This window comes from Rhizocola hellebori (assembly GCF_016862955.1).
Classification (GTDB): domain Bacteria; phylum Actinomycetota; class Actinomycetes; order Mycobacteriales; family Micromonosporaceae; genus Rhizocola; species Rhizocola hellebori.
Genome location: NZ_BONY01000021.1, coordinates 45,299 through 67,966 on the forward strand (window position 1 = coordinate 45,299; position 22,668 = coordinate 67,966).

The 22,668-nt window shown below is 65.8% G+C and carries 14 protein-coding genes and 1 pseudogene; 10 read left to right on the plus strand and 5 right to left on the minus strand.

Annotation, left to right across the window (positions count from 1 at the left end; genetic code table 11):
- Positions 1-281 precede the first annotated feature (281 nt).
- Positions 282-2,096, minus strand: coding sequence for an Hsp70 family protein (locus Rhe02_RS18765; RefSeq protein WP_203909556.1), 1,815 nt, complete (start codon positions 2,094-2,096; stop codon positions 282-284).
- A gap of 110 nt (positions 2,097-2,206) precedes the next feature.
- On the opposite strand from Rhe02_RS18765, the gene Rhe02_RS18770 reads away from it, so the two are divergent.
- On the plus strand, positions 2,207-4,207 hold the full coding sequence (locus tag Rhe02_RS18770; RefSeq protein ID WP_203909557.1) for an AfsR/SARP family transcriptional regulator: 2,001 nt from the start codon (positions 2,207-2,209) through the stop codon (positions 4,205-4,207).
- Between the two features lie 874 nt (positions 4,208-5,081).
- Here Rhe02_RS18770 and Rhe02_RS18775 read toward each other — a convergent pair.
- The 3 genes from Rhe02_RS18775 to Rhe02_RS18785 all read right to left on the minus strand — a co-directional run bounded on the left by Rhe02_RS18775 (position 5,082) and on the right by Rhe02_RS18785 (position 7,404).
- Positions 5,082-5,333, minus strand: coding sequence for a hypothetical protein (locus Rhe02_RS18775; RefSeq protein ID WP_203909558.1), 252 nt, complete (start codon positions 5,331-5,333; stop codon positions 5,082-5,084).
- A 235-nt stretch (positions 5,334-5,568) separates the two neighbouring features.
- The gene (ybiA, locus tag Rhe02_RS18780; protein WP_203909559.1) at positions 5,569-6,009 is read right to left on the minus strand and encodes a riboflavin biosynthesis intermediates N-glycosidase; all 441 of its coding nucleotides are present in this window, start codon (positions 6,007-6,009) and stop codon (positions 5,569-5,571) included.
- Between the two features lie 3 nt (positions 6,010-6,012).
- A complete protein-coding gene (locus Rhe02_RS18785; protein ID WP_505973676.1) occupies positions 6,013-7,404 on the minus strand; it encodes an NsdA family TPR-like regulatory protein in 1,392 nt (463 codons plus the stop codon).
- Positions 7,405-7,638: 234 nt separating this feature from the next.
- Between Rhe02_RS18785 and Rhe02_RS18790 the strand changes: the two genes are divergently transcribed.
- From Rhe02_RS18790 to Rhe02_RS18825, 8 genes and pseudogenes are all read left to right on the plus strand, one after another.
- Positions 7,639-8,022: a hypothetical protein gene (locus Rhe02_RS18790; RefSeq protein ID WP_203909561.1), complete on the plus strand. Its 384-nt coding sequence runs from the start codon at positions 7,639-7,641 to the stop codon at positions 8,020-8,022.
- Positions 8,023-8,075: 53 nt separating this feature from the next.
- Positions 8,076-9,197, plus strand: coding sequence for an rRNA adenine N-6-methyltransferase family protein (locus tag Rhe02_RS18795; RefSeq protein ID WP_203909562.1), 1,122 nt, complete (start codon positions 8,076-8,078; stop codon positions 9,195-9,197).
- 250 nt (positions 9,198-9,447) lie between these two features.
- Positions 9,448-10,170: pseudogene (locus Rhe02_RS50935) on the plus strand (APC family permease); the annotation flags it as partial.
- A gap of 34 nt (positions 10,171-10,204) precedes the next feature.
- Positions 10,205-10,714, plus strand: coding sequence for a PLP-dependent aminotransferase family protein (locus Rhe02_RS18805; RefSeq protein WP_203909564.1), 510 nt, complete (start codon positions 10,205-10,207; stop codon positions 10,712-10,714).
- Between the two features lie 363 nt (positions 10,715-11,077).
- Positions 11,078-11,605 carry a hypothetical protein gene (locus Rhe02_RS18810; protein ID WP_203909565.1) on the plus strand — a complete coding sequence of 176 codons (528 nt, stop codon included), beginning with the start codon at positions 11,078-11,080 and terminating at the stop codon, positions 11,603-11,605.
- A gap of 139 nt (positions 11,606-11,744) precedes the next feature.
- Positions 11,745-12,671, plus strand: a complete 927-nt coding sequence (locus tag Rhe02_RS18815) for a hypothetical protein (protein WP_203909566.1) — start codon at positions 11,745-11,747, stop codon at positions 12,669-12,671.
- A complete protein-coding gene (locus Rhe02_RS18820; protein WP_203909567.1) occupies positions 12,668-12,841 on the plus strand; it encodes a hypothetical protein in 174 nt (57 codons plus the stop codon). Before Rhe02_RS18815 ends, Rhe02_RS18820 begins: the two co-directional genes overlap by 4 nt.
- Positions 12,838-13,173 (plus strand): hypothetical protein, encoded by a 336-nt coding sequence (locus Rhe02_RS18825; protein WP_203909568.1) that lies wholly within the window; start codon positions 12,838-12,840, stop codon positions 13,171-13,173. The genes Rhe02_RS18820 and Rhe02_RS18825 overlap by 4 nt, the downstream gene beginning before the upstream one ends.
- A gap of 163 nt (positions 13,174-13,336) precedes the next feature.
- Here Rhe02_RS18825 and Rhe02_RS18830 read toward each other — a convergent pair whose 3' ends face one another.
- Entirely contained in the window at positions 13,337-14,245 is a 909-nt protein-coding gene (locus Rhe02_RS18830) for an LPXTG cell wall anchor domain-containing protein (RefSeq protein WP_203909569.1), read from the minus strand.
- A 1,433-nt stretch (positions 14,246-15,678) separates the two neighbouring features.
- Here Rhe02_RS18830 and Rhe02_RS18835 point away from each other — a divergent pair.
- Complete coding sequence (locus Rhe02_RS18835) at positions 15,679-22,641, plus strand: FG-GAP-like repeat-containing protein (protein ID WP_203909570.1); 6,963 nt, start codon at positions 15,679-15,681, stop codon at positions 22,639-22,641.
- Positions 22,642-22,668: the final 27 nt, after the last annotated feature.

The following is a 22,668-nucleotide window of genomic DNA, read 5'->3' on the forward strand; positions in this document are numbered from 1 at the left end:
GGGTCCGCGCAACGCGCATTGTGGGCCATTGAAGGGTTGCTGCTGCGACTCGGACACGGGTGCGGATTGCGTGCAGCTGTTGAGCAGGCGGCAGGATGTGTCGGCATTTCGTCCTCGACCTTGCGGTGCAGTGAAGCAGGGCGCGCATCAAGCCCTGCACCGGCACGGGACCGGCGTTCTAGCGTCCGTCCATTGTGGTCGGCGTGCATACGTTGGTGGTGACAGCGGGACAGCGCGGCTGCGTTGTGGCTGTCAACAGACAGTTACCTCAAGGCCGGCCGTTAACGGTGATGGCTGTCGCCGGTGTCGTTGCGGGTTAAGCCGAGTGGGTTGCGCCACTGTGGGGGCAGGTTGTCGGCGACGACACGGCTGGCGCGGCGGACCCACCACAGCCCGACGGTGAACAGGTACACCACGGCGGTGCTGTGCAGATTGTCGAAACTGACGATGATCATGCAGGCGGTGCCCATCAGGGTGGCCAGGACCAGCCGGGCCGCTGGTTGGGTGACAAGTGCCAACGCGATGGCCACGCCCAGCATCGCGGCGCCGCAGATGCCCAGGATCGCGACCAGGGTCCGGGGCAGGGTGGTGGTCAGCAGTCTGTTGGATTGGGCCTCGATGGCCAGGACACCGCCTACGGCGAGAACGATTGAGCTGAGGGGGAAGTGCACGCGTTCGGTCCATGGTGGTGGGCCGTGCAGCCATGGCGCGGCTAGACCGATCGCCATGGCGGTGACAGCCGGGACGGCGGCGCCTGCCATCGCCGAGGTCAGGTACGGCGGGGTGTAGATGGTGTTCCCGCCGATGACTGCTTGGGCCAGCAATCCCTGCAGGACGGCGACGGCCAGGCCCACCACAGCGGAGAATGCGTACAGTCGACCGGCTTGCCGGGCGGCCGCATGTGACCGGTCGGCAAGCAGCGCCGCCGCGAATTGGCGGCCCATCGCTAGACAGGCCAACGTCAACACGCAGCCGGCGATGGCGAAGATGCCGGTGTCGAAGTAGATGCGCAGTTTCTCGTAGTCCACGGGCAGGCGTGAGTACGGTGGGGGCATCGACCGTGTCACGATGTCGAACAGCTGCCATACCAGCAGTCCACCGGCCACTGCGCACACGATGGGTGCGGCCAGGGCACTGCCATACCACGACCAGCCCGGCCGCGGACTGCTCAAGCCAAACGTGGACGGGGTGGCGGTGACACTGTCGAGGGCGCCGTAGACGGCGGCGAGGCGACCCTGTGCGGCGAGCGTGGCGGGGATACCGAGCCGATCGTGGTCGTTCTGCGAGGGTGAGAGCACTGCGGCGGTGTCGCCGTAGACGACAGCGCCGTGCAGCCGGTCGGCGTGCACGTCGGCGGCGTCGAGTGTGTCTGCCACGGCGTCGGTCACGGCTTGCCGCAGTGGCTGCGCTGCATGCTGCAGGTCGGTGGGGGACAGGCTGATCGGGGCCGGTTGGCCGGGCACGACTACGGCGGCGCTGCGGCCGGCGCGCAGCTGTGGCCGGGCGTGTGCCAGCTGGTCGCGAACACTGTTCACCAAAGGTGTGTGCAGGGCCACCTGCTGGGCCAAGACGTGATCGAGGCGGTCGCCGGTCGCCTCCGTTATCTGCTGCGTGGCAACGCGTTCCCACCCGCTTCGGTGACGGCGTAGCACGCTGACCGGGCTGGCCCGCTCACCCAGATGGCATACCAGTACGACAGCGTCTTCAGGTGCGTCGGGAAACGACTCTGCTGCCACCGCCGCGGCCTCGTCGAGTACCTGCACGACGCCCAGGCCGGCTTCCTGCCCGGCCGCGGTGAGCATCTCCCGGTGCCGGCGACCGAACGTCGGCGGTGCCGTGATCACCGCGACGTCGACCCGGCCGGCATGCGCGGCCACCGCGCGCAGATGCTGCGCCAGCGCTGTCACGACCGGGCCGGCAGCCTCACGATGGGTGGTGGTGACCGCGGTGATCAGATCGCAGCCGTCGATCATCGGCGTGGGCATGGTGATCAGGTCGCCGACGACCAGCGCCGTGCGACGACCGTCACGGTCCACGGCGGCGACCGTGCTCACCGCTCCGATCTCGACCGCCAGCGTGGTTCGGCGAAAATCCATAGCGGACAGTGTGCCCCAAAGTGTCGATCAACGTCGATTGCTTGTCGGTCGGTCCAATCCTCGACACCATAGATCCCCATGGGGTGTATGCGAGGGGCGGTGAACGGCACGTGACTGCGCCGATCGCGAGGGCTTTCCGCATGCTCGCCTCGCTACTGCTCACGGTAGCGCTGCTGGGCGGGGCGGCCGCCGCGCTGATCTGGTGGGCAGGCAGGCCGCTGCCGGCGCATTGGCCCTCGGCCGCCCAGTGGGCCAGCTTCGCCGAGCACCCATTGACCTATCCCACGATCAAATCTGTGGTTGCTGTGGCGGGTTGGCTGTTGTTGCTGCTGCTGGTCTTCTCGATCGGGCTGGAGGCCTGGACCCGGTTGGCGCACCGTCCGCCGCCGCTGATCCTGCCGGCGCCGATGCGTGTGCTCGCGGCCGGGATGCTGGGCACCAGCGTCATCGCCCTGGCCGCACCGGCCCACGCCGCCGCCCCTGCGGTGGCCACGCCCACCACACCCGATCTCCAGTCGGCCCGACCGGCCACCGGTCACGGCCCAGCTACACCGCCAGGCACGCCATCCCCGCCCGCCGGTGCAGACCACGGCGGCGGGGCGGCCGCGTCCGACCTCGACCAGCCGGCCGATACCAGCCGCGGTGTTGAGGTGCCAGGCGGGTGGGTGGTGTGGCCGTTGGCCGCCGGGATCCTCGCCGCTACCGCCATCAACCTGCTGCAATCGCGCACCACCCCACCGGCATCAGCCCTGCTGCGCGCCATCCGCGCCGCCCGGCATCCGGTCATCGACCCCGCCGCCGACGAGCACCCCGCCGCCGGCGGCGACGACATCGCCGCGTTGGAGCACGATGCGGCCACCACAGCCCCGCACACCATCGGTGTTCAACACCGCACCGCCATCGGCATCGCCGCGCTGCCCCGCCACGGCGTGGGGATCACCGGACCCGGCGGCGCCGACGCGTTACGCGGCATCCTGGCCGCCGCAGCCTGCACCACCAGCACGGTCATTGTGACCGGCGACCTGGTGCACAGCCTGGCCTCGCTTTCAGAGCCCCTGCCCGGCCTGCGCACGACGGCCGACCTGCACGCCGCGCTGCACGCCGTCCAAATGGAGATCCATCACCGATACACCACGGGCACCCCACCAACGGAATCGACCGCGGACAGCGGCCATCCGCCGCTGCTGCTGATTGTTGAACCGCAAGCCCCGCCCGGCCGGGTCGCCGCGCTGGCCGAACTCGGCGCCGACCTCAACATCCGCATCGTCGTCGCCGGGCCGTGGAAGCCCGGCGCCACATGGTCAGTAGACCGCCACGGCCACACCACCTGTAACTCCGAAAACGTCGGCAGACTCAACATCCTCAACCCCGCCGCCCTGGCCCAGATCGCCCACACCCTTCAACCGCCCACCACCGAGCCCGCAACGATCCCGCCAGCCGCGGCGCCGTCACCGCCGCCCCGCCTGGCGCCGTTTCACCTGCACGTCCTGGGCAGGGTGCGGCTGAGCACACCGGCGGACCCCGACACGCACATACGACGCAGCGGCTCCCGCCAGATCGCCGTCTATCTGGCCCTGCACCCCGACGGCGCGACCCGCGACGAGCTCCTGGAACACATCTTCGGACACATGACACGAGCCTCCGCCGCCGGCAGCCTCAACAGCTGCCTCTACGAGATCAGAAGGCTACTGTCCATCGACGACCGCAGTGTGCTGACCCGCCTGGACGACAGCTACCGCCTCGACCCCGACATGATCACCGTCGACTGGTGGCAGCTCCTGCACGACCTGCAGCACGGTCACCTAGAGCACGCCGTCGCCAGCTACCTCGGACCCATCGCCGACGGGCACACCTGGGACTGGCTGCCCGAACATCGGCAAACCGCCCGCCACCTCATCGCCGACACCCACGCCCGCCTCGCACACACCGCGTCCTCCAGCCATCAGGCCCTCGAGCACGCCCTGGCCGGCATCACCGTCGACCCCTACTCACAAGCCTGCTACCAAGCCGCAATCGACGCCCACCAACACCTCGGCCACAGCGCCCAGGCACAGACCCTCCACGCGCAAATGGTGCAGCGCCTCAACCGAACGCCGCCGCGCCGGACCTGACCGACACCTTGTCGACGTACGCCGAGCACGCCGCAGACCCACCTCGCCGACGGACAACGCCGAAACAATCCGGGCGCGACAACACCACAGGTTGCGGCCCGGCCTGTTGAGGACGGGATACGAAGGCGGTCAACACAGGTCGGCTTCGACGCTCGCTCGGCAGGACGAGGCGTTGGCCCATCGGTAAATGTGCTGCCGGGCAACGGCTCGCGGTCAGCACTGACGGCTCGTACTGAAGCCGACTGTGCTCCTCCACCACATGTTCTGTCCGTCGTCTACAGTGGGCTTCTGGCCGGTGATGAAGCCGGCATCGTCGGCAAAGATGATCATCAATGAATCGGCCCGGAGCTGGTGGAGATCTTCTTCCTTGAGAGGGATTTTTTATACCTAAGCAGTACTCGAGGGAGCTTCGCGAGCGGGCGGTGCACATGGTGATCGAGCAACTGAGCCGATTACGGGACCGAGTGGGAAGCGATCGGGTCGATCGCTAAGAAGCTCGGGGTCGGGTGGGCGGAGACGCTGCGTAAGTGGGTGCGGCAAGCTGAGGTCGATGCCGTACACGTCCTGGTATGTCGACTGACGGGTCGGCGGAGATCAAGCGCGCTGCGGCGAGAGAGCCCTGAACTGAAGCGTGCCAACGAGATTTTGAAGGCCACATCGGCTTTCTTCGCGGCCGAGCTCGACCGGCCACAGCGATAATCGTGAATTTTATCGACCACAACCGGGACCGGTTCGGTGGTGTCGAGCCGATCTGCCGCGTGCTGACCGAGTACGGCTGCCCGATCGCGGCGAGCACCTACTACAACGCCAAGACACTGCCACCGTCCGTGCGTGATGTGCGCGATAGTATAGTGCTGCAACATATCCAGCGCGTTCACACGGTGAACTCCGGCGTGCACGCGGCCCGCGAGATCTGGCATCCGCTGCGTAGGGAAGGTGTGCAGGTGGCCCGGGTGCCCTGTGGGCGGCTGATGCGCCCGCCACGGGCTGGCTGGCCGATGCTCGGCGAGGCAAGAAGATCCGCACCACCGTTGCCGATCCGGCTCACCACCGAGCCGGTGACCTGCTGCAGCGCAATTTCACCGCCACGCGGCCGCATCAGCGGTGGGTCGCCGATTTCACCCACGTGTCCACGTGGGCAGGGGTGGCACAGCTCGACCTGGCCACCGCCGAATGGGCCGACTGGTGGTACAACCATCGCCGGCTGCACTCGGCCATCCGGTACCTACCCCAGCCGAATGCGAATCGATGTTCTACGCTCAACCCACCCCGACCAGGCCATGCTGGTCACAACCTAGGACCTCTCCCAGGCCCGGGCGACTCACCGCCGCTCGCCCTACACTTCGCGCCAGTGATCGCCTTCAGGTTTGCAAGAGCTCATTGTCTTCACGGATTTTCATCCAAATCTTGCCGAACATGTTTTGCCCGGTGCCGTCCGCGCCCGCCCCCCAGAAGTAGTCAGTCGGCGAATCCTCAACAATGTCTTCGCCGCCGCTTGCCTTCAAGGCTTCCTGAGCCTCGGGATGCTGGGCCAGCTTCGTCCATAGGATCTCTTCTACAACCGCGAGTTTCTTGCTGTCCCAATCGGGATCCCTAGCTGCTCTGTATTTCTCGTTGGCCAGGCTCTTGGCGAGATATGGACTGCGGGCATGGCGAATTTCCTCTTTGCCGTGCCAGTCGGTACATTTCGCGGCCTGGTAGGCATGTTCAGCAGTCGGGTAGAGCACGCCCCTGAATTCGATTGCATGGGCCGAAAAGTTGTTGAATACATAGAATTCTGGGGTGTAGAAATTAATGGGCACGGTCTACGGCTCCCCATCCGCTAGATCGTCGAGCAGGGCTGCTACTCGTTGAAGCGTTCGATGTGGCGCTAGCTGTCTGCCTAGGTCTTTGACCTCATCCACGATGCGTGTCGACCCACCGTTCCGAGCGACCGGTAGGGCTTCGTGTGCCGTTCCGGCCGCTTGCTCGATCTGCCCGGTCGCCACGTAAGCGGCCGCAAGGCGGCTGAGCGCAGCCGCGCGACTTCGTTGGTAGACCACAGGTAGCGTGCGGATGGCATCCTCGTACAAGGCGATCGCCTTGTCTGGCTTACCTGTCTTTAGCCAGCAGTTCGCCCGCTGGATTTCAATGTAGCTCGGTGTGCAATATGACCCGTGCCCTTCGTGGGCGTCGCCGGCGGCGTCACTCGCTGCCCAGGTGTGGGCCGCGTCAAGGAGTGTGTTTGCGGCTCGCTCGTTGCCGTCAAGCGCGTGGCCGTAGGCTTCCTGCACACGGATGGCGGCCCGGGTCGGCGTCGCCAGCCGTTCGTCATGGCGACGCGCGGCCTGAGCGAGTCCTATTGCCTGCGCGACATCAAGCGCGGTAGCTGCCTGCTGCGAGCGTCGAAAGATCGTCCATGCCAGCATGCGCTCGTCGTCGCCCTCGTGCGCCAGCTCCATTGCGCGGCTGGTCCAGTAGCGGGCTTGCGCAATGTTGCCGGAGTCCTCGTAGAGCCAAGCGGCAGACTCGGCATATTGCGCGCCGAGGCGCACGATCTCAAGCCGCCTCTGGCCACGCAGGCCAGCACCTAGCTCCTCGATCACCGCGATCTGGTTCAGTACACCGACGATGGCAAAGCGCGGGCCGAGGAGGTTGTCGGTCCTCACCAGAGCGTGCCATTGGTCTCGGAGGTGCACCACGATCTCGTCAAGGTGCGCCGGTGAACTTGCGACCAGTCGTCGGTGTCGCTCGATGATCTCGTGCGGCATGTCGAATTGCTGGGCGAGGGAGGTTGTCTGCGCGAAGGAGTTGACGACGACCATGCCTGCAACCAGTGCGGGCGCCCCAAGCGCCTGGAGGGCCTGCCGCCGGTCCGTGAGATCACCTACCTCGGGCTTGCCTCGCGTATGAGGCACCTCACCTGAGGGTAGGGGGTACTGACGCCCGTCGGCGAGCGTCTGCGACGTGACTTCTGCCGGACCTACAAGCACGTCAAACGGGTATCCCCACAACTGCTCGGCAACACGCCGCGAGACCGGTTGGGGTCGTTGGACCTTGCCGTCCATCCAACGACGGAGTTGCCGAACCGACAAGGTGGCGTCCTCGCCCATCTCCCGAGCCGTCCGCTCGAATGCCGAGCAGGTCTCCTCGATCGTCCATCGGCGTTCCTCCCGCACAAGGCGGCTGAGCAACGTGATGTGCCTGGATGCCCACATGACATCAACGGTAGGGCATTGCGTGCGGCGGTGTGAATTGCCGGTGGCGACGCATGTCCGATGGAGGTCCTCGATACGTCCCGTCGGCGCACTTTCGACGGACACCACCAATCAACAAACTTGTTTGTGATACCTGCTGTGCACGACTACGGAGCGTGAAGGACGAGGAGAGGGCCGTGCATGCCACCGACGACCGTCTAAGGCTGTTCCCGATTGTTGATCTAGGGGGATGCGATGACTGATCTGGTCCGTGCCGACCTGCCGGTGGGCCGCAAAGGTGCCTCTGGTCTGCGCCGAGCCTGTTCCATGCGTGACGCATCAGGTTCAGGAGTGGATCCACAAGTCGTGCGAGCGTCAAGACCCAATACGGGAGATTGCGTTGTGTCTTATGGCGATTTGCTGGCCTGGGATCGCGGAATGTCGTGGAGTGGCTCGCTGGACGACCTAAAGGCCATTCGCGAATACCTGATCCATCATCCAGCCAGCAGTGATCATTTTGGCTGCCGACTGGGAGGGACGGCTTTGGCCAAGCATGAAATGCTGGTCGCCGATCAAGGCGATCATGACTCGTCGAAGTTGGGAAAGTCGCAGGAGACCCCGAAACCGGGGCAGTCATGATGGCAAGGATTGCGGTGAGCGGGCGAGGGGAGTTGGATGCCGCGAATCAGGCGATGATCGACAGCCTGTTGGCAAGGGGTCATCTGCCGGATGCTTGGCGGCCGGTTTGGCAGCGTGTGCCTCGTCATCTGTTTGTGCCAGATACGTTGTGGGTCAATGAGTTGCCGCTGTCGCGGCAAGGTGATCCGGATGGATGGGCTGAAGCGGCGTATGCCGACCTGCCGCTGATCACCTTGTACGACGACGGTGCCACGCCGGTGAGTGGACCCGTGGGCAACTCACCTGCAGGTTGTCTGTCGGCGCCTTCGGTGGTGGCTGGGATCCTCGATGCGGCGCGGGTGGAAACCGCAAGCCACATCTTGGAAATCGGCGCGGGATCGGGGTGGACGCCAGCTCTGCTGGCGGCATATGCGCCAGGCAACACGGTGATCAGTATCGAAGTCGATCCGGTGCTGGCGAACAAGGCGCGCGATACCTTGGCGGCTGCTGGTTTCGGCCCGTCCAGTGGTGTGTCGGTGGTGGCCGCTGATGGCAGGTTTGGTTATCAGCTGGCGGCACCTTTCGAGCGGGTGATCGCCACATGTGCGGTGTACCGCGTGCCGCAGGCGTGGATCGAACAGACCGAGGTCGGGGGTCTTGTCGTTACGCCGTGGCGCACGGCGATGCTTGACGGGCTGCTGCTGGTGCTGGAATCGCATGGCAACGGCTCGGCCAGCGGCGGTTTCGTCGACTCGGCGTCCTTTACGGCACTATGCGGGCAGCGGCGCAGCACGCAACAAGGGCCGATACGCGGCGGCGAAACACGCCAGACGGTGCTGTACTCCGGCAAGGTGTTTGACGATCACGGTGCGCACCTAGCGGTGGCGTTGCTGGTGCCCGACGTCGACAGGTGGACCGAACAATTGCCGCACGGCCATGTCATCAGGCTTGATGCCCCTGGCACAGGTTCGTGGGCGTGGGCTCAGTTCCCCGACGGGGACGACGGGCCGTATCAGGTTCGTCAGGGCGGGCCGCGCCGGCTGTGGGATGAGGTGGAAGTCGCCTACCAATGGTGGCGCTCCCGCGACTGTCCCGAATACGCAAGGTTCGGGGTGACGGTATCCCGGTACGGCCAATCGGTGTGGCTGGACGACCCCACCAACATCGTCCATCAGATCATGCTGAGCCGCAACTAGACCCATCCGCCCCGGGGCAAACGTCTTAGTCACTCGAAACCCAAGCGATGCAAGGAGAGTCGATGATGCTCGCCCAAAGACAGCCGCCGGGAGTCCGCGGGTGAAGCGGGTGGTGCTGGCGCGCCGCACGTTGGGTGCGGGGGCGCTGTGGATTTTCGGAGTGGGTGCCAGCTCCCCGTTGACAGTGCTCGCTGGCGGAATCGTTGGCACGTATGCGCTGACCGGGGTGGTCGGGGCGCCGTTGAGCTTCGTGATCATCACCGGGGCACTGGTACTGCTGGCTGTCGGATATGTGGCGATGGCCAAGCACGTGGTGCACCCGGCCCCGTTCTACGCCTATGTGGCGCAAGGGTTGGGGCCGCTGGCCGGAATCGCGGCCGGAGCGGTGGTGCTGTTGGCGTACGACTGCATCCAGATCTCGATGTTGCCCTTGTTCGGGGTCACGATGGCCGATCGGGCTGGTGGGGTGTGGTGGGTGTGGGCGGGAGTGGCGTGGTTGCTGGTGGCCGTGTTGGGGGTCGGCCGGATCACGTCCAACGCCCGGCTGCTGGGAATTCTGTTGGCGGTGGAGTTGGCAATGATCGTTTTATTCGATGTGGCGGCGTTGGCCAACCCGGCGGGTGGGCGGCTGTCATGGACGGCGTTGGATCCGTCGCGGTTGTTCGTCAACGGCGTCGGCGGCATGTTCGCGTTGGGGATGGCCGCTTTCGTGGGGTTCGAGAACGGCCCGGCGTTCGGTGAGGAGGCCCGCGGCGCTGGCAAGGTCCGCACCGCGATATTCGCCTCGGTGGTGTTTCTGGGCGCGTTCTACACGCTGTCCGCGTTCGCCGTGGCTGTCGCGGTCGGCCCTGGCCGGGTGGTGCAGGTGGCCCGCGACCCGGCTGCGGGGTTGCCTTTTTCGCTGCTGGGCAGCGTCTACGGCACGCCGGTGGTGAGGTTGGCGACGGTCCTTCTGATCACCAGCGTGCTGGCGGCGATGGCGGCTTTCCATCACACCGTGGCCAGGTATGTGTTCGCGATCGCCCGTGATGCCCTGCGCTGTGCTCGTCTACGACCGCCAGCCACACGCTGTGGCCGCCGGGCGGCCATCCTATGTGGGCAGTGCCGACATGACGATCACCGGCTCACGCTCCGGGCACACCCCGCTGCTGCTGTGGCAGGTGCTGACCACCCTGGGCGCACCCGGGCTGCGCGCCCGCGCCGACACGTCACGCCGGCTGGCCCGTTACACCTTCCAGCGGCTGCTCGACCTCGGCTGGGAGGCACGGCTGAACCCGCACGCCTTCACCGTCGTGCTGCGCACCCCACCGCAGGTGGTGCGCGCCAAATGGGTGCTGGCCGACCACGGCTGCTGTTCGCATGTCAGCTGCATGCCCGGCGTCGGCCAGTTCCAGATCGACGAGTTCATCGCCGACCTGGCCGCGTCGCATCACACCGCCGCCGGACCGTCCGCCTCATCGACCCTGCCGGGCTGGCCTGCCAGCCGCCTTGCGGGGCTGACCGCAGGAGACCCCTGATGTGCCAACAGGTGTCCTCCCGCGCACCGCAAGACGGGATGGCCGCGTGCTCTCCCATGGCCACGCGGCCATCCCCACCCCACACGTCCGCACCGGCGCACGCCAACGCCTGCACAACCGCCCGGTGCGGGCCACCCCGGCTCGGTGGCGCACCCTCCGCCCGCGCCACCGAGCCACCCCGCACGCCCCGCACGGCAACCGCCGGCATCAGCCGTCGGGGCGCCCATGACGTCCGGCCCTCGGCATCGCACCCCGAGGGCCGGACCCCGCACCACAACGACCAGAACCCGGGTGCCCGCGCGCTGCCGCGTTGTGGGCGGGCACCCGCCACACCACATCAGCCTGCGAAAGACAAGGACCCGTATGGCCGACACCGTCAGCCCGCCTACACGCCAACGGCCCACCAGGGTCGTGCTGATCTCCGCTGCCGTCAGCGGTCTTGTCAGTCTGATCACCATCACGCTGTTGGGTGGCATCATAGGCGGACAGGGCATCTTTGCGCTGCCGGTGCAGTCACCAGCTCAACCGGCATCGGCATCACAGGTGGAGGCAGTCGCCGAGGTCACCCTGCCACCGGGCACCGTCCTGCTGTCCGGCGCCTACAGCAACGGCCTGGAAACCATGCTGTCAGCCAAGTTCCGGCTCCCCCGCACAGAACTCGACACGTTCCTGGCCTCGGCAAAGTTCGCCGGTGAACTCACCGAAGGCCTGCGCACGATCACCGCAGCGCACAACGTGGGCGGCGGGAACCTGTGGGACCCCGAAACCGCCCAGGCCGTCTCCGGCCTGCGCGAGCGGCAACCCACCGGCCGGGGCACGTGGCGCACGATGATGCTCAACCTCGACACCACCTCCGCGGTCACCGTCTACCTGCACGCCCACCGCGGCTAGCCCCCCGGGCCTGCATCAACAGCAAGCGACGTCCAGATAGGACGGCATGCCACCCCCTGCCCGCAGCAAACCTCACCGTCCTACCCGACGTTGCGCGGGTGCCCGCTAGGTAATCGACGCCTCCCTTGAAAGGAAACCCATGTCCCGTCCCGAATCCGACAAGGTCACCGCCGATCCGACACCGCCGCGTCATCCGTGGCTTTACGGGCTGGCCGCGTTCACCCTCGTGCTGCTGATGCTGACCGCCGCAGCCGTGGTGTTCCGCAGCGCCGCCTCGCCCCACGCGTACGCCAAACCGGCCGACACCGACCACGACCACACCACTCCGCCACCGCGGCCCTTGCCCCGCCGGGAGTTCCCAGACCAGGTTCTGGCCGCGCTGGCGCGGCAGGCGGCCACCGGCCCCGCCCCTCAGGTGACCTCAGCCAGCGTCTTCTGCGAACTGGAACTGTGGACACGCCAGGGTGCGGCGATGTCGCGCCGGCGCACCACGTCGTGGCGGGATCTGGACGGCTCCGGGTACCTGCACACCCTGACCCTGCCCGACATACCCGCAACAGCGTTCACCACCCCCATGGTCGGCGCCAACCTCTGGGCAGACGCCACCCCCAGCCGCCAAACCTTCACGGCAGGGCAGCTGCCTGCCCACCGGCAGTGGCCGCCCACCCTGGCCGCAGAACCCGACGTGATGCTGCGGCAGCTGGAAACCATCAGACCCGGCATAGACAGCCCCGCCCAGCTCCTGCGCGCGATTGCCGCCGCCCACACCAGCTACCTCATCACCCGCGAAACCCGCGCCGCCGAACTCACCCTGCTGGCCACCACCGCCGGCATCAGCGTGCGTACGGCCGACATCCCCACCTACACCGCCGTCGGCCCACCCGCCCCAGGCCTGTACATCACCACCGACGATGTCCATGGCCACATCACCTTGCACCTGCACGCCGACACCGGATACCTCGCCGCCGCCGTCGAACACTCCTACCTTGGCGGCGGTGGAAACCGCCGCGTCGAAAGCTACGTCATGTTCATCGGCACCCAGCAGCACCTCCCGACCGGGCGATGAACCGGCAACTGCAACTGGTCACCCCACCCATCGACAGCATCGCCGCATGCCGGCACTGCGACCTGCAGGTGATCTGGGACGAGGTCAGCGGCTGGACACACCTGGCCCCCGGGCAAGCAGGCCCCGTCGACCCGCCGCACCTGCCCGACGCCGACTGGCCGCTGCGATGAACGAAGCCATGCTGGCGATCCCGGTAACCAGGCTGCCCTTGGGCGGACTGATTATCGGGTTACCGCGCGAGCAGATGAATCAGGCCCGACCAAAGGAGCGAAATATGTCGATCGGAGTCGGTGACATGGCATGGGCGCGCACCGGGAACATGCCCAGGATGTCCGCGCCCGCTCCAGCGGACGCCGACGGCGAGCCCGGCAAGGTCAAGTGCGTGACGATCTCTTCCGCGCTGATGGTCTTAGCCGGATGTCGGTGGCCGCGGTGGTCGATGGCCAATCCCAATCTCGGTGTGATCACGTGTGGTGAAGCGACGGTCGTGCATATGGGGTGATGACGAGGTCGGTGAGAGCGTGAAGTGTTCGGCCTGGCGGGCTTCGCCAAACTCGCCAACCTCTGTCCAGCACGGCAGTCGAGCTGCTCGGCTAAGTGTGAGCCCCGCCGACCGTCGTGGTGTGGCGCCGGCGATCGGTTGGCGAGGAATTGAATCAGGGTAGTCATTCCGGTCGTGACAATGCGCGCAGGCGCTGTTCACGGCGTTTGCTCAGCCGCCTGATCACCAGCAGCACGACGACGCCCACTGCGGCCGTACCCGCGCCGATCCCGGCGATCGTGGAGGTATCCGTGCCAGTTTGCGGCAGCTCCGCGGCAGCGAACGTGATCAGAGCACCGTCGTTGTCCCGGTTGGTGTCGCGGTCAGGCACATGGCTCAAGATGTTGTCCCAGGCGCGGATGACTGTCCCGGTTCCTGTGGGCCGCGCGGTGATGCGCACATGGAAGGTGACCAGCAGGCTTTCGCCCGGCGCCAGCGGGAACAGCGTGCAAACAAACCCGGTCGGGTCGACCCGACCGGCAAGCAGAGAGCATGGGGGTTCAGTTTGAGCCATCTCAGTACCGGCCGGCAACCGGACATGCAGGCCGTGCTTGGACTGGCCCGACCCCAGCGACGAGTCCGACGTGTCCGGGCCGAGGTTCTTCACCCCCACGGTCACCGGCACCGTCGACCCGACCTTGCCTTCCACACGGGTTCCCAGGGCCATCATGTCGTAACCGGGGACCAAGGTGATGGCGAACGAGGCCTGGTCGTTGGTGGGGTCGGTGTCCAGGTCGGTGCCCGGGCCGAACGTTCTGGTCGAAGCCGTGCCAACGCCGCCGCTGCTCGAAACGGTGATCTTCATGTCGAAACCGACTATCAAGCCACTGCCTGGTGGCACGGTACCCAGAAGGCAGTTGAAACGGCGAGGATCGGCCGGCAGTACGACCGCCGGCGTGCAGCTCGGTGAGATCGAACCAGCCACCACCTGCGTACCCGCGGGAAGCTCCACCTCGACGAGGCGTGGAGGATTGAGCTCCACATCCGGCGGCGTGGTCGACTCGGGACCGCTGTTGCGGACCTCGACCCTCATGTGGTGAATCGATCCCACCACAGTGGTGAGATTCCCTGGCGACACAGACACGCCAAGGTTGTAGCGCGGCGGAGGCGGGGGATCGGCTTGTGCAGCAACGGGTGTGTAAACAAACATGATCGCCGCGGCCGCGGCCATAGCACCCCATCGAGATCGCATAGCGGCGCTCCTCTCAGCCAGCACACGCTATACCAAGTCGAGCCACCGCGCTTACGCAAGCCTCGACCACCGACATCCGATCTGGACTGAGACCAGCTTGACTCAAGATAGGCTCTGCCCAGGTGTTATAGAGGCCTGAAATTTGTTGTCTTAACGGCGATCACTGATGGGCATATTTCTGTGTCTGATGGCCGTTCTGGACTGTGCAGGGCTGTTTCTCGATCGCCCACCCCCTATTCGGATAGCCGTGACTGTCCTCGTTGTACAGGCGGTGCTGTGGCGCGGCGGGCATGCGGAGGCACGCCGATATGCCGACCACGGTGGGTGGGGCGTACGCGGCCGCCGTGGGATCTTGTGGGGTTGGTGGTGGTGATCGACGCAGGCCAGGAGACTGCGCAGTCCACGCCAGTGACGAGGTGAGACTGTATCCGCCGTATCCCGACGAGGTGGCGCTGCTCAGCACCCGCAACCCCGGTCGGCTGCCAATCCGCGGACATGTTTGCCTGCTGGAAGAATGCGTAGACGCTGGGCAGGTGGCGAGTGGTCATGCAGCAGTTCAGCCATCCCGGGGCGTGGTCGCATGCGGTTCGGACATTGCCGCCTAGGTATCGCTGAGCGGGTGCCGTTTGGGCTGCTTGACCGGGCGCATCCGACTCCCGAATCCGCATAATCCACGTAGTACTTATTCAAGCTCGGCTGTCTACTGCCGCTTCGGAGGTGGCGTCCGAAGCAGCGTCCAACACTCCGAAACGGTCGGCGGTCGGTGATTTGATCGTCTCCGTCCGGACGGGCATCGTCTGACCGAAAATCAGCAGCGGTGCCGCTACTGGATTATTACGATCGCATAACACTGGCGAACATCATTGCCGCCCGTTCGAACGAGCGTGCGGATCTTGGTTGGTGACTACGTCCCGTGATCATCCGAAGTGGAATGACTCGGGTCATCGGTGGCCACTGATGAAATCCCGTGTCTGCGCATCGATCGGTGCTGTTCCTGTTTGGACATGGCGGGGCCTGCGTGTGGTGGCCTGCTCGGGTTATCTTCCTCGCCACCTTCCTCGCGATTGGAGTTCAGCATGTTGATGCGTTCCTCTGGGTCGGCTGGGCGGCGGGATCGCTTCGCGAGGAGGCTGTGGGCGGCGAGTGTGGTGTGGGTCGTGGGGGCTGGCATCACGGTGGGTTTGCCACCGGTTGCGGTACAGGCTGAACCAGCACCGGCGGATAAGTCGGTGCCGGTGGCCCACGTTGAGGCGAAGGCTGACGTGTTACCGGCAATGCCTGAGCATGCGGCTCGGGCGGTGTCGTGGCCGACTGCGGCGTCGGCGGTGGTGGAGGTGGCGGCTGGTCGTGCGCCGGTGTCGGTGGGTGGGTTGCCGGTGTCGGTGGCGCCGGTGGTGTCGCAGGACGGGTTTTCGGGGCGTGGCGTGACGACGTTGCCTGCTCCGGCTCAGGTTTCGGTGCAGGTATTGGATCGGGACACGGCGCAGCGTTCGGGTGCGGCGGTGGCGTTGCGGCTGGCCCGCGCCGATGGTGGTGTGGGGGATGCGCAGGTGCGGCTCAGCGCTGACATCTCCGGGTTCCGGGACGCGTTCGGTGGTGCGTTCGCGGCACGGATGTGGTTGCGGCTGGTGCCGGAGTGTGGGCTGACCCCGGTCACGCGCGAGCAGGCGCAGCGCGGTGCGTGCGCGGGTGTGGACGTGGACTCGACGGTGGACTTCCGGGCCGGGATAGTGTCGGCCGACATCGATTTGAACACGGTGCTGGCGGATCTGTCCGCGCCGATGTCGGCCAAGCAGCAGGCGTTGCTGGGCGTGGAGGCGGACCCGCAAGCCTTGTCCGGCGGTGGCGGCATGGTGGTGCTGTTGACCTCGGGCAGCCAGGCCGACGGTGTCGGCACGTTCGGCAAGACGGGTTTGAGTGAGACGGCGACGTGGTCGCATTCGGGGGCCAGCGGCAATTTCACGTACGGCTATCCGCTGGATGTGCCGCCGGTGCCCGGTGATCTGGTGCCGGATCTATCGGTGGATTATTCGTCGGCCACGGTGGATGGCCAGACCGCGGCGCAGCATCTGCAGAACGGGCCGCTGGGGGAGGGCTGGTCGCTGAACGGGGCGGGATTTATTGAGTCGACGCTTCGGCCGTGCCGGCTGGATTACGACCACAGTCCAACGTGGACCAACGCCACGGACGATCCGTGTTTCCGGCACGAAAATTTTCAGCTGTCGTGGTCGGGGCAGACCTCGGAGCTGGTGCCGACGAGCACGGCGAACCTGTGGCGCATCGCCGATGACGACGCGGCGAAGGTCGAATATCTACCGGCGGCAACGCCTTCGCCGCATTGGCGGGTCACGACGGTGGACGGGACGCAGTACTACTTCGGCCGCCAGCAGCTGCCGGGCTGGACTTCTGGCGGCCGGGAGACCGGTTCGGTCTTGTCGCATGAGATGTTCGCCAACCACAGCGGCGAACCGTGTTTCAGCGCCTCCTCGTACACGGCGTCGCACTGCGCCAAGCCGTACCGGTGGCTGCTGGACTATGTGCTCGACGTGCACGGCAACTCGATGTCGTACTGGTACACCCGCCACGCGAACCTGTCCGGTTCCAACAACTCGGGGCAGACGACGTACAGCTATCACCGCGACGCCACCTTGGATCGCATCGAGTACGGCACCCGAGCGGGCAACGAGACCACCGCCACCGCCCCGGCGGTGGTGGAGTTCACCAACTCCGACCGTTGCCTGTCCAGCTGCGGGACCGAGGCCGCTCCGAACACCGCCAACTGGTTCGACACCCCGTTCGACCTGCGGTGCACGGCGGCGCCATGCAACGGCAACCTGGCCCCGTCGTACTGGACCACCAAACGCCTCACGAAAGTCACGTCGAAGGTGTGGACCGGGTCGGCGACGACATACAAGACGGTGGACGAGTGGGCGTTCGGGCAGTCGTTTCCCGGCGGCACAGACGTGCCCACCTTGTGGCTGGACTCGATCACTCGCACCGGCTACGACGCCACAGGCGCGTCGATCACCATGCCGGCGTTGACCACCCACGGCCGCATCGACCGCAACCGGGCCGACTATGACCCGAACGCCAGCATGGCCGACCCGCAAAAATATCGCATCGACTACATCGACACCGAGTCCGGTAGCCGGGTCGAGGTGTCGTACCTGCCGGCCAACGAATCGGCGTGCACATGGTGGTCGGGCAAGCTGGAATCGCAGTGGCCCAACTACAACGACAACCCGTCGCGTTGTTTCCAGCAGTGGGTCAAGAACCGGTCCGGGGTTGAAGGCTGGTCGTGGTGGCACAAGTTCGTCGTCGACAAGATCACCGAGAATGATCTGGTCAGCGACGCACCCGATGTGGTGACCTCCTACCAGTACACGATGGACGGCGCCACGTCGAACCGGCCGCTGGTGCTGTGGGGGTACTCCAACAGTGTGTGGGCCTCGCCTAAGAAGGCCATGTCGTCGTGGAAGGGCTACCCGACGCTCATCACCACCGTCGGCGCGCCCGGTCAGACTCAGTCGGTCACGCGGCAGCTGTACTACCGCGGCCTGGACCGCGACACCGGATTGAACACCGGGCAGGAATTCTTCCGCACCGCCGCGGTCGTCGACTCACTGGGCGGCAGCGTCGTAGACCACCAGGCACTGGGCGGCCGGCTGCGCGAGGAGATCGTCTACGACGGGCCGGCCGAAATCTCCAAAACCATCCACACCGTCTCGGCGTGGCAGACCGCCGGCGGCACCCTGCCGACCTGGCAGACCCCACCCGAGCGGATCGCCTACATGGTCCGCGACCAATCGGCCGCCGAGCACACCCGGCTGATCATCGACAAGCAGTGGTCATCGGTCGGGTTCAGCGGCAACCTGGCCAACCACCTCGCCGACGTCAACGGCGACGGCAAGGCGGACCTGGTCGCGCAGAACGGCAACGCCGCCTACGTGATGCTCTCGACCGGCTCGTCGTTCGGGCCAGGCAGCCAGTGGTCCTCCGCGGGCTTTAGTGGCAACCTGGCAAACCACATCGGAGACGTCAACGGCGACGGCAAAGCCGACCTGGTCGCGCAAAACTACAACAGCGCCTTTGTGATGCTGTCCACCGGCTCGTCGTTCGCCCCAGGCACGCAGTGGTCGTCCGCCTCGTTCAGCGGCAATCTGACCAACCTGCTCAAGGACGTCAACGGCGACGGCAAGGCAGATCTGGTCGCGCAGAACGGCAACGCCGCCTACGTGATGCTCTCGACCGGCTCAGCGTTCGGGCCGGGCAGCCAGTGGTCCTCCGCGGGTTTTAGCGGCAACCTGGCCAATCACATCGTTGATGTCACCGGCGACGGGAAGGCCGACCTGGTCGCCCAGAATGCCAGCAACGCGTTTGTGGCGCCGTCAACCGGATCGTCGTTCGGTCCGGTCGCCCAATGGTCGTCAGCGGCATTCTCCGGTGCGGCAGCGAACCTGATCGGTGACGTCAGCGGCGACGGTAAAGCCGACCCGGTGGCGCAGAACATTGGCAACTCCTCGGTGATGCTGTCCACCGGCAGCGCGTTCGGTGCGCCGACAGCGTGGTCGGCGATGTCGTTCATCGGCACCCTGGCCAACCTGATCGGTGACGTCAGCGGCGACGGCAAGGCCGATCTGGTCGCCCTGGACGGCGCGCGCTCACGTGTTCTGCTGTCAACCGGCGAGTTCGGGCAGCCCACCTGGCGCACCCGGACCATCGCCTACGGCTGGAATACCACCTATGGCACCCTGGACACCGCCGAGGACCAAGGCAACAGCGCCCTATCCGGCGACGAAACCTGCACCCGGCAGTGGTACGTCCACAACACCACCAGCTGGATCATCGGCGCACTGTCACGCACCGAAACCGTCGGCGTCGGCTGCGCGGCAACACCGGCCTACCCCACCGACCTGCTCGACGACGAACGCACCAGCTATGACGGGCTCGCCTACGGCGTAGCGCCCACCCGCGGGCTGCCCACCCGCACCGAGACCGTCAAATCCCACAACGGCACCACTCCGACCGGATTTGTCGTCACCGAATCCGGCTACGACCAGTGGGGGCGACCGCTGTGGGACAAAGACCCGCTGGGCAACCAAACCGACTATACCTATACCCACGACAGCGCCGGGCTACTTCAGTCAGACACCGAAACCAGCCCGCCACCGGTGGCTGCCGCCGCCCGGCACACCACCACCACGACCTACGACGTGCTGCGCGGCCTGCCGCTGAACGTCACCGACCCCAACAGCAAGGTGACCACCGGCACCTACGACCCGTTGGGTCGCCTCCAAACTGTCCGCCAGCCCGGCAACACCGGCACCAATCCGGACGTCGAGTACGGCTACTCGCTGACCAAAACCGGCGTGCCATGGGTGCATGCCAAAGCGTTGGGCCCCAACGGAAACCAGATAAGCAGCTACGACATCTACGACGGGCTGCTGCGGCCACGACAGACGCAGAACACTGCACCCGACGGCAACCGCACCATCACCGACACCCACCACGACAGCCGCGGCCTGATCGTCAAGGAGTCCGTCTACTACAACGCCTCCGTCCCCACCTCCAGCCTGGACAGCGCCGCCGACACCGCCATCGAACGGCAACAGCGCTACTCCCACGACGGCGCCGAACGGCAAACCCACCAGCAGCTGTGGAAAAACAACGTCAAACAGTTCGAGACCATCACCGACTATCTCGGTGACCGTGTCGGTGTTGTTCCACCCGCGGGCGGCACACCCACCCAGGTGATCTACGACGCCCGCGGCCGGCTGACCGAGAAACGCCAATTCTCCGGCCTCCCGTTCACCGGCGCTTTCGACAAAACCCTCTACACCTACGACGGCGCCAACCGGCTCACCACCGTCAAAGACCCCGCCAACAACACCTGGACCTACAAATACGACCTCCTCGGACGCGAATACGAGCGCATCGACCCGGACTCCGGAACGTCCAAGACGGTCTACGACGACGCCGACCAGATCACCTCAAGCGAAGACGGCCGCGGCCAGAAACTGTTCTACGAATACGACAACCTCGGCCGCCGACTCAAACGCCGTGCCGACACCGCCGCAGGCACTATCCTGGCCTCCTGGACCTACGACACCGTCGCCAAAGGCACGCTGACCTCCACGTCGCGATTCGACGGGGCAGACACCTACACCACGGCAGTCGACTCCTACGACGACGGCTACCGGCCCCTGTCCACCACCGAAACTATCCCAGGCTTCGGCACCGGCGGCGCCACCCTGACCTACACCGTCACCAACACGTACAAGGCCAACGGTGCTCCGCACACCGTGGCCGTGCCTTCAGTCGGCGGCCTACCCGCTGAGACCCTGACCTCCACGTACACCGACCAGGGCATGCCCGACACCGTCACCTCGGGACAGGCCACCTACCTTGCCGACACCATCCACGCCTATGACGGCGCCGTGCTTGAGCAGCGCCTCGGCGCGGCCGGCAAACAGGTCAAGCTGACCAACCAATACGACGCCGCCACCCGCCGCCTACAGATGCAGAGCCTGTTCACCGAATCACCGACCACGCCCGGCACCTTCGGCACCGCCAAATACGACAACGACTACACCTACGACCCAGCCGGCAACATCACCAACACCGGCACACTCACCAACGGCGTACGCGACCAGGCCGAATGCCTGCGCTACGACTACCTGCGCCGCCTCACCGAAGCCTGGACCCAAACCACTACCACCTGCGCCACTCCCCAACGCACGGGCACCGATCCCTACTGGCGGCAATGGACGTTCGACTCAGTCGGCAGCCGACTCACCCAGACCGACAAGAACGGCGCCGGTGACTCCAGCTGGACCTACCAGGTCGGTTCCGCAGGAGCGGTCAAACCGCATCAGGTCAAGCAGGTCACCTCCACGGGTCCACTGGCTTCACCCATCCGCACCTTCTCCTACGACCCCGCGGGCAACACTCTGACGCGCACCACCGACACCGGCGCCGGCCAAACCCTCGCCTGGGACAAAGAGGGCCACCTCGCCACCCTCGCCGAGGCAGGCGTCACCACCACCTACGTGTACGACACCACCGGCAGGCGCCTCATCTCCGCCACTCCCACCAAGAAAACCCTTTACCTACCCGACGGCACCGAACTGGAAAAACTCGGAACCGCCAACCCACTCGGCCGACGAAACTACGGGGTCGCCGTACGCGACGCGTCGGGACTGAAATGGATCTTCACCAACCATCAACAATCCTCTACTGTCCAGGTTGACTCGACCACGCTGGCCTCCGTACGGCGCCGATTCATGCCCTACGGCGAGTTGCGGGGAACTCAGCCCGCCGGCTGGGTCGGCACCAACACTTTCGTTACCGGCACCAAGGACGACACTGGCCTCATCCATCTCGGCGCCCGTGAATACGACCAGAGCCTAGGCCGCTTCATCTCCATCGACCCCATATTCAATCTTGCAGACCCACAGTCGTGGCACGGCTACTCCTACGCTGCAAACACACCGGTCACCCTGAGCGATCCCAGCGGACTCGAAAACCTGCCATACGACTTCCCCGGTACAGGAAACTCCTCGCAAGGACCGGGTAACGGCGGAGACCGCACAAGTGGATCGCCCAACGGATCCTGGCTACAGGCAGGCAAGGTACCGGGCACTCCCAGGATCCTGGTGCGACGCACACCAAAGATGCAGAGCGGAGGAGCATCAACCTCAGGCGGGCCGAGCAAGTTCAAGAACGCGAGGCTCCGAGAGATGGAGGGGCGGGAGCTAGAAGATCCTAAAGCACCAGGCGCCACCCAGCCGGTCAATCCCACAACGCAGCCAGCACGGCCTGTCAAGCCACCGCAGATGCGTACAAGCCCGCCGGCGGCCAAAACACCTAATCCCAAGGGGGGATCGGCGACAGCGAAATCCGGTGCAAGCCAGGAGGCGACAATCTCCCAGAAAACCGGGCTTCCACGGAATACAGGACCCAATCAGGACAGGTTAGTAGATCCCAAAGGCAAGGCCACCAAGCCTGACTTCCGCATAGAGGAATCGATCAAACAGCGGGGGACAATACTCGAGTCGAAAGATGTCGCTAAGTTAGAATTCCGTGGCCAGCTTCGCTCCATGATGGCCAGCGCGAGATCTATGGGCGTCCCGCTTGAGATTGTTGTAAGGCCCACCACAATCATTCCAAACAGTGGCGGACTTGCTAGGGCGATAGCGAGAGGTTGGATCAGGATTACGCGATTGGACAGACTGTGATGGCGGCCAGTGACCACCTCCTTGTAG

Excerpts from the sequence above, each read along its gene's own strand:
- Rhe02_RS18765 (WP_203909556.1), bottom strand. The coding sequence starts at position 2,096 with ATGGATTTTCGCCGAACCACGCTGGCGGTCGAGATCGGAGCGGTGAGC.
- Rhe02_RS18785 (WP_505973676.1), bottom strand. The coding sequence starts at position 7,404 with ATGTGGGCATCCAGGCACATCACGTTGCTCAGCCGCCTTGTGCGGGAG.
- Rhe02_RS18790 (WP_203909561.1), top strand. The coding sequence starts at position 7,639 with ATGACTGATCTGGTCCGTGCCGACCTGCCGGTGGGCCGCAAAGGTGCC.
- Rhe02_RS18795 (WP_203909562.1), top strand. The coding sequence starts at position 8,076 with ATGATCGACAGCCTGTTGGCAAGGGGTCATCTGCCGGATGCTTGGCGG.
- Rhe02_RS18805 (WP_203909564.1), top strand. The coding sequence starts at position 10,205 with ATGTGTTCGCGATCGCCCGTGATGCCCTGCGCTGTGCTCGTCTACGAC.
- Rhe02_RS18810 (WP_203909565.1), top strand. The coding sequence starts at position 11,078 with ATGGCCGACACCGTCAGCCCGCCTACACGCCAACGGCCCACCAGGGTC.
- Rhe02_RS18815 (WP_203909566.1), top strand. The coding sequence starts at position 11,745 with ATGTCCCGTCCCGAATCCGACAAGGTCACCGCCGATCCGACACCGCCG.
- Rhe02_RS18820 (WP_203909567.1), top strand. The coding sequence starts at position 12,668 with ATGAACCGGCAACTGCAACTGGTCACCCCACCCATCGACAGCATCGCC.
- Rhe02_RS18825 (WP_203909568.1), top strand. The coding sequence starts at position 12,838 with ATGAACGAAGCCATGCTGGCGATCCCGGTAACCAGGCTGCCCTTGGGC.
- Rhe02_RS18830 (WP_203909569.1), bottom strand. The coding sequence starts at position 14,245 with ATGAGGGTCGAGGTCCGCAACAGCGGTCCCGAGTCGACCACGCCGCCG.
- Rhe02_RS18835 (WP_203909570.1), top strand. The coding sequence starts at position 15,679 with ATGCCTGAGCATGCGGCTCGGGCGGTGTCGTGGCCGACTGCGGCGTCG.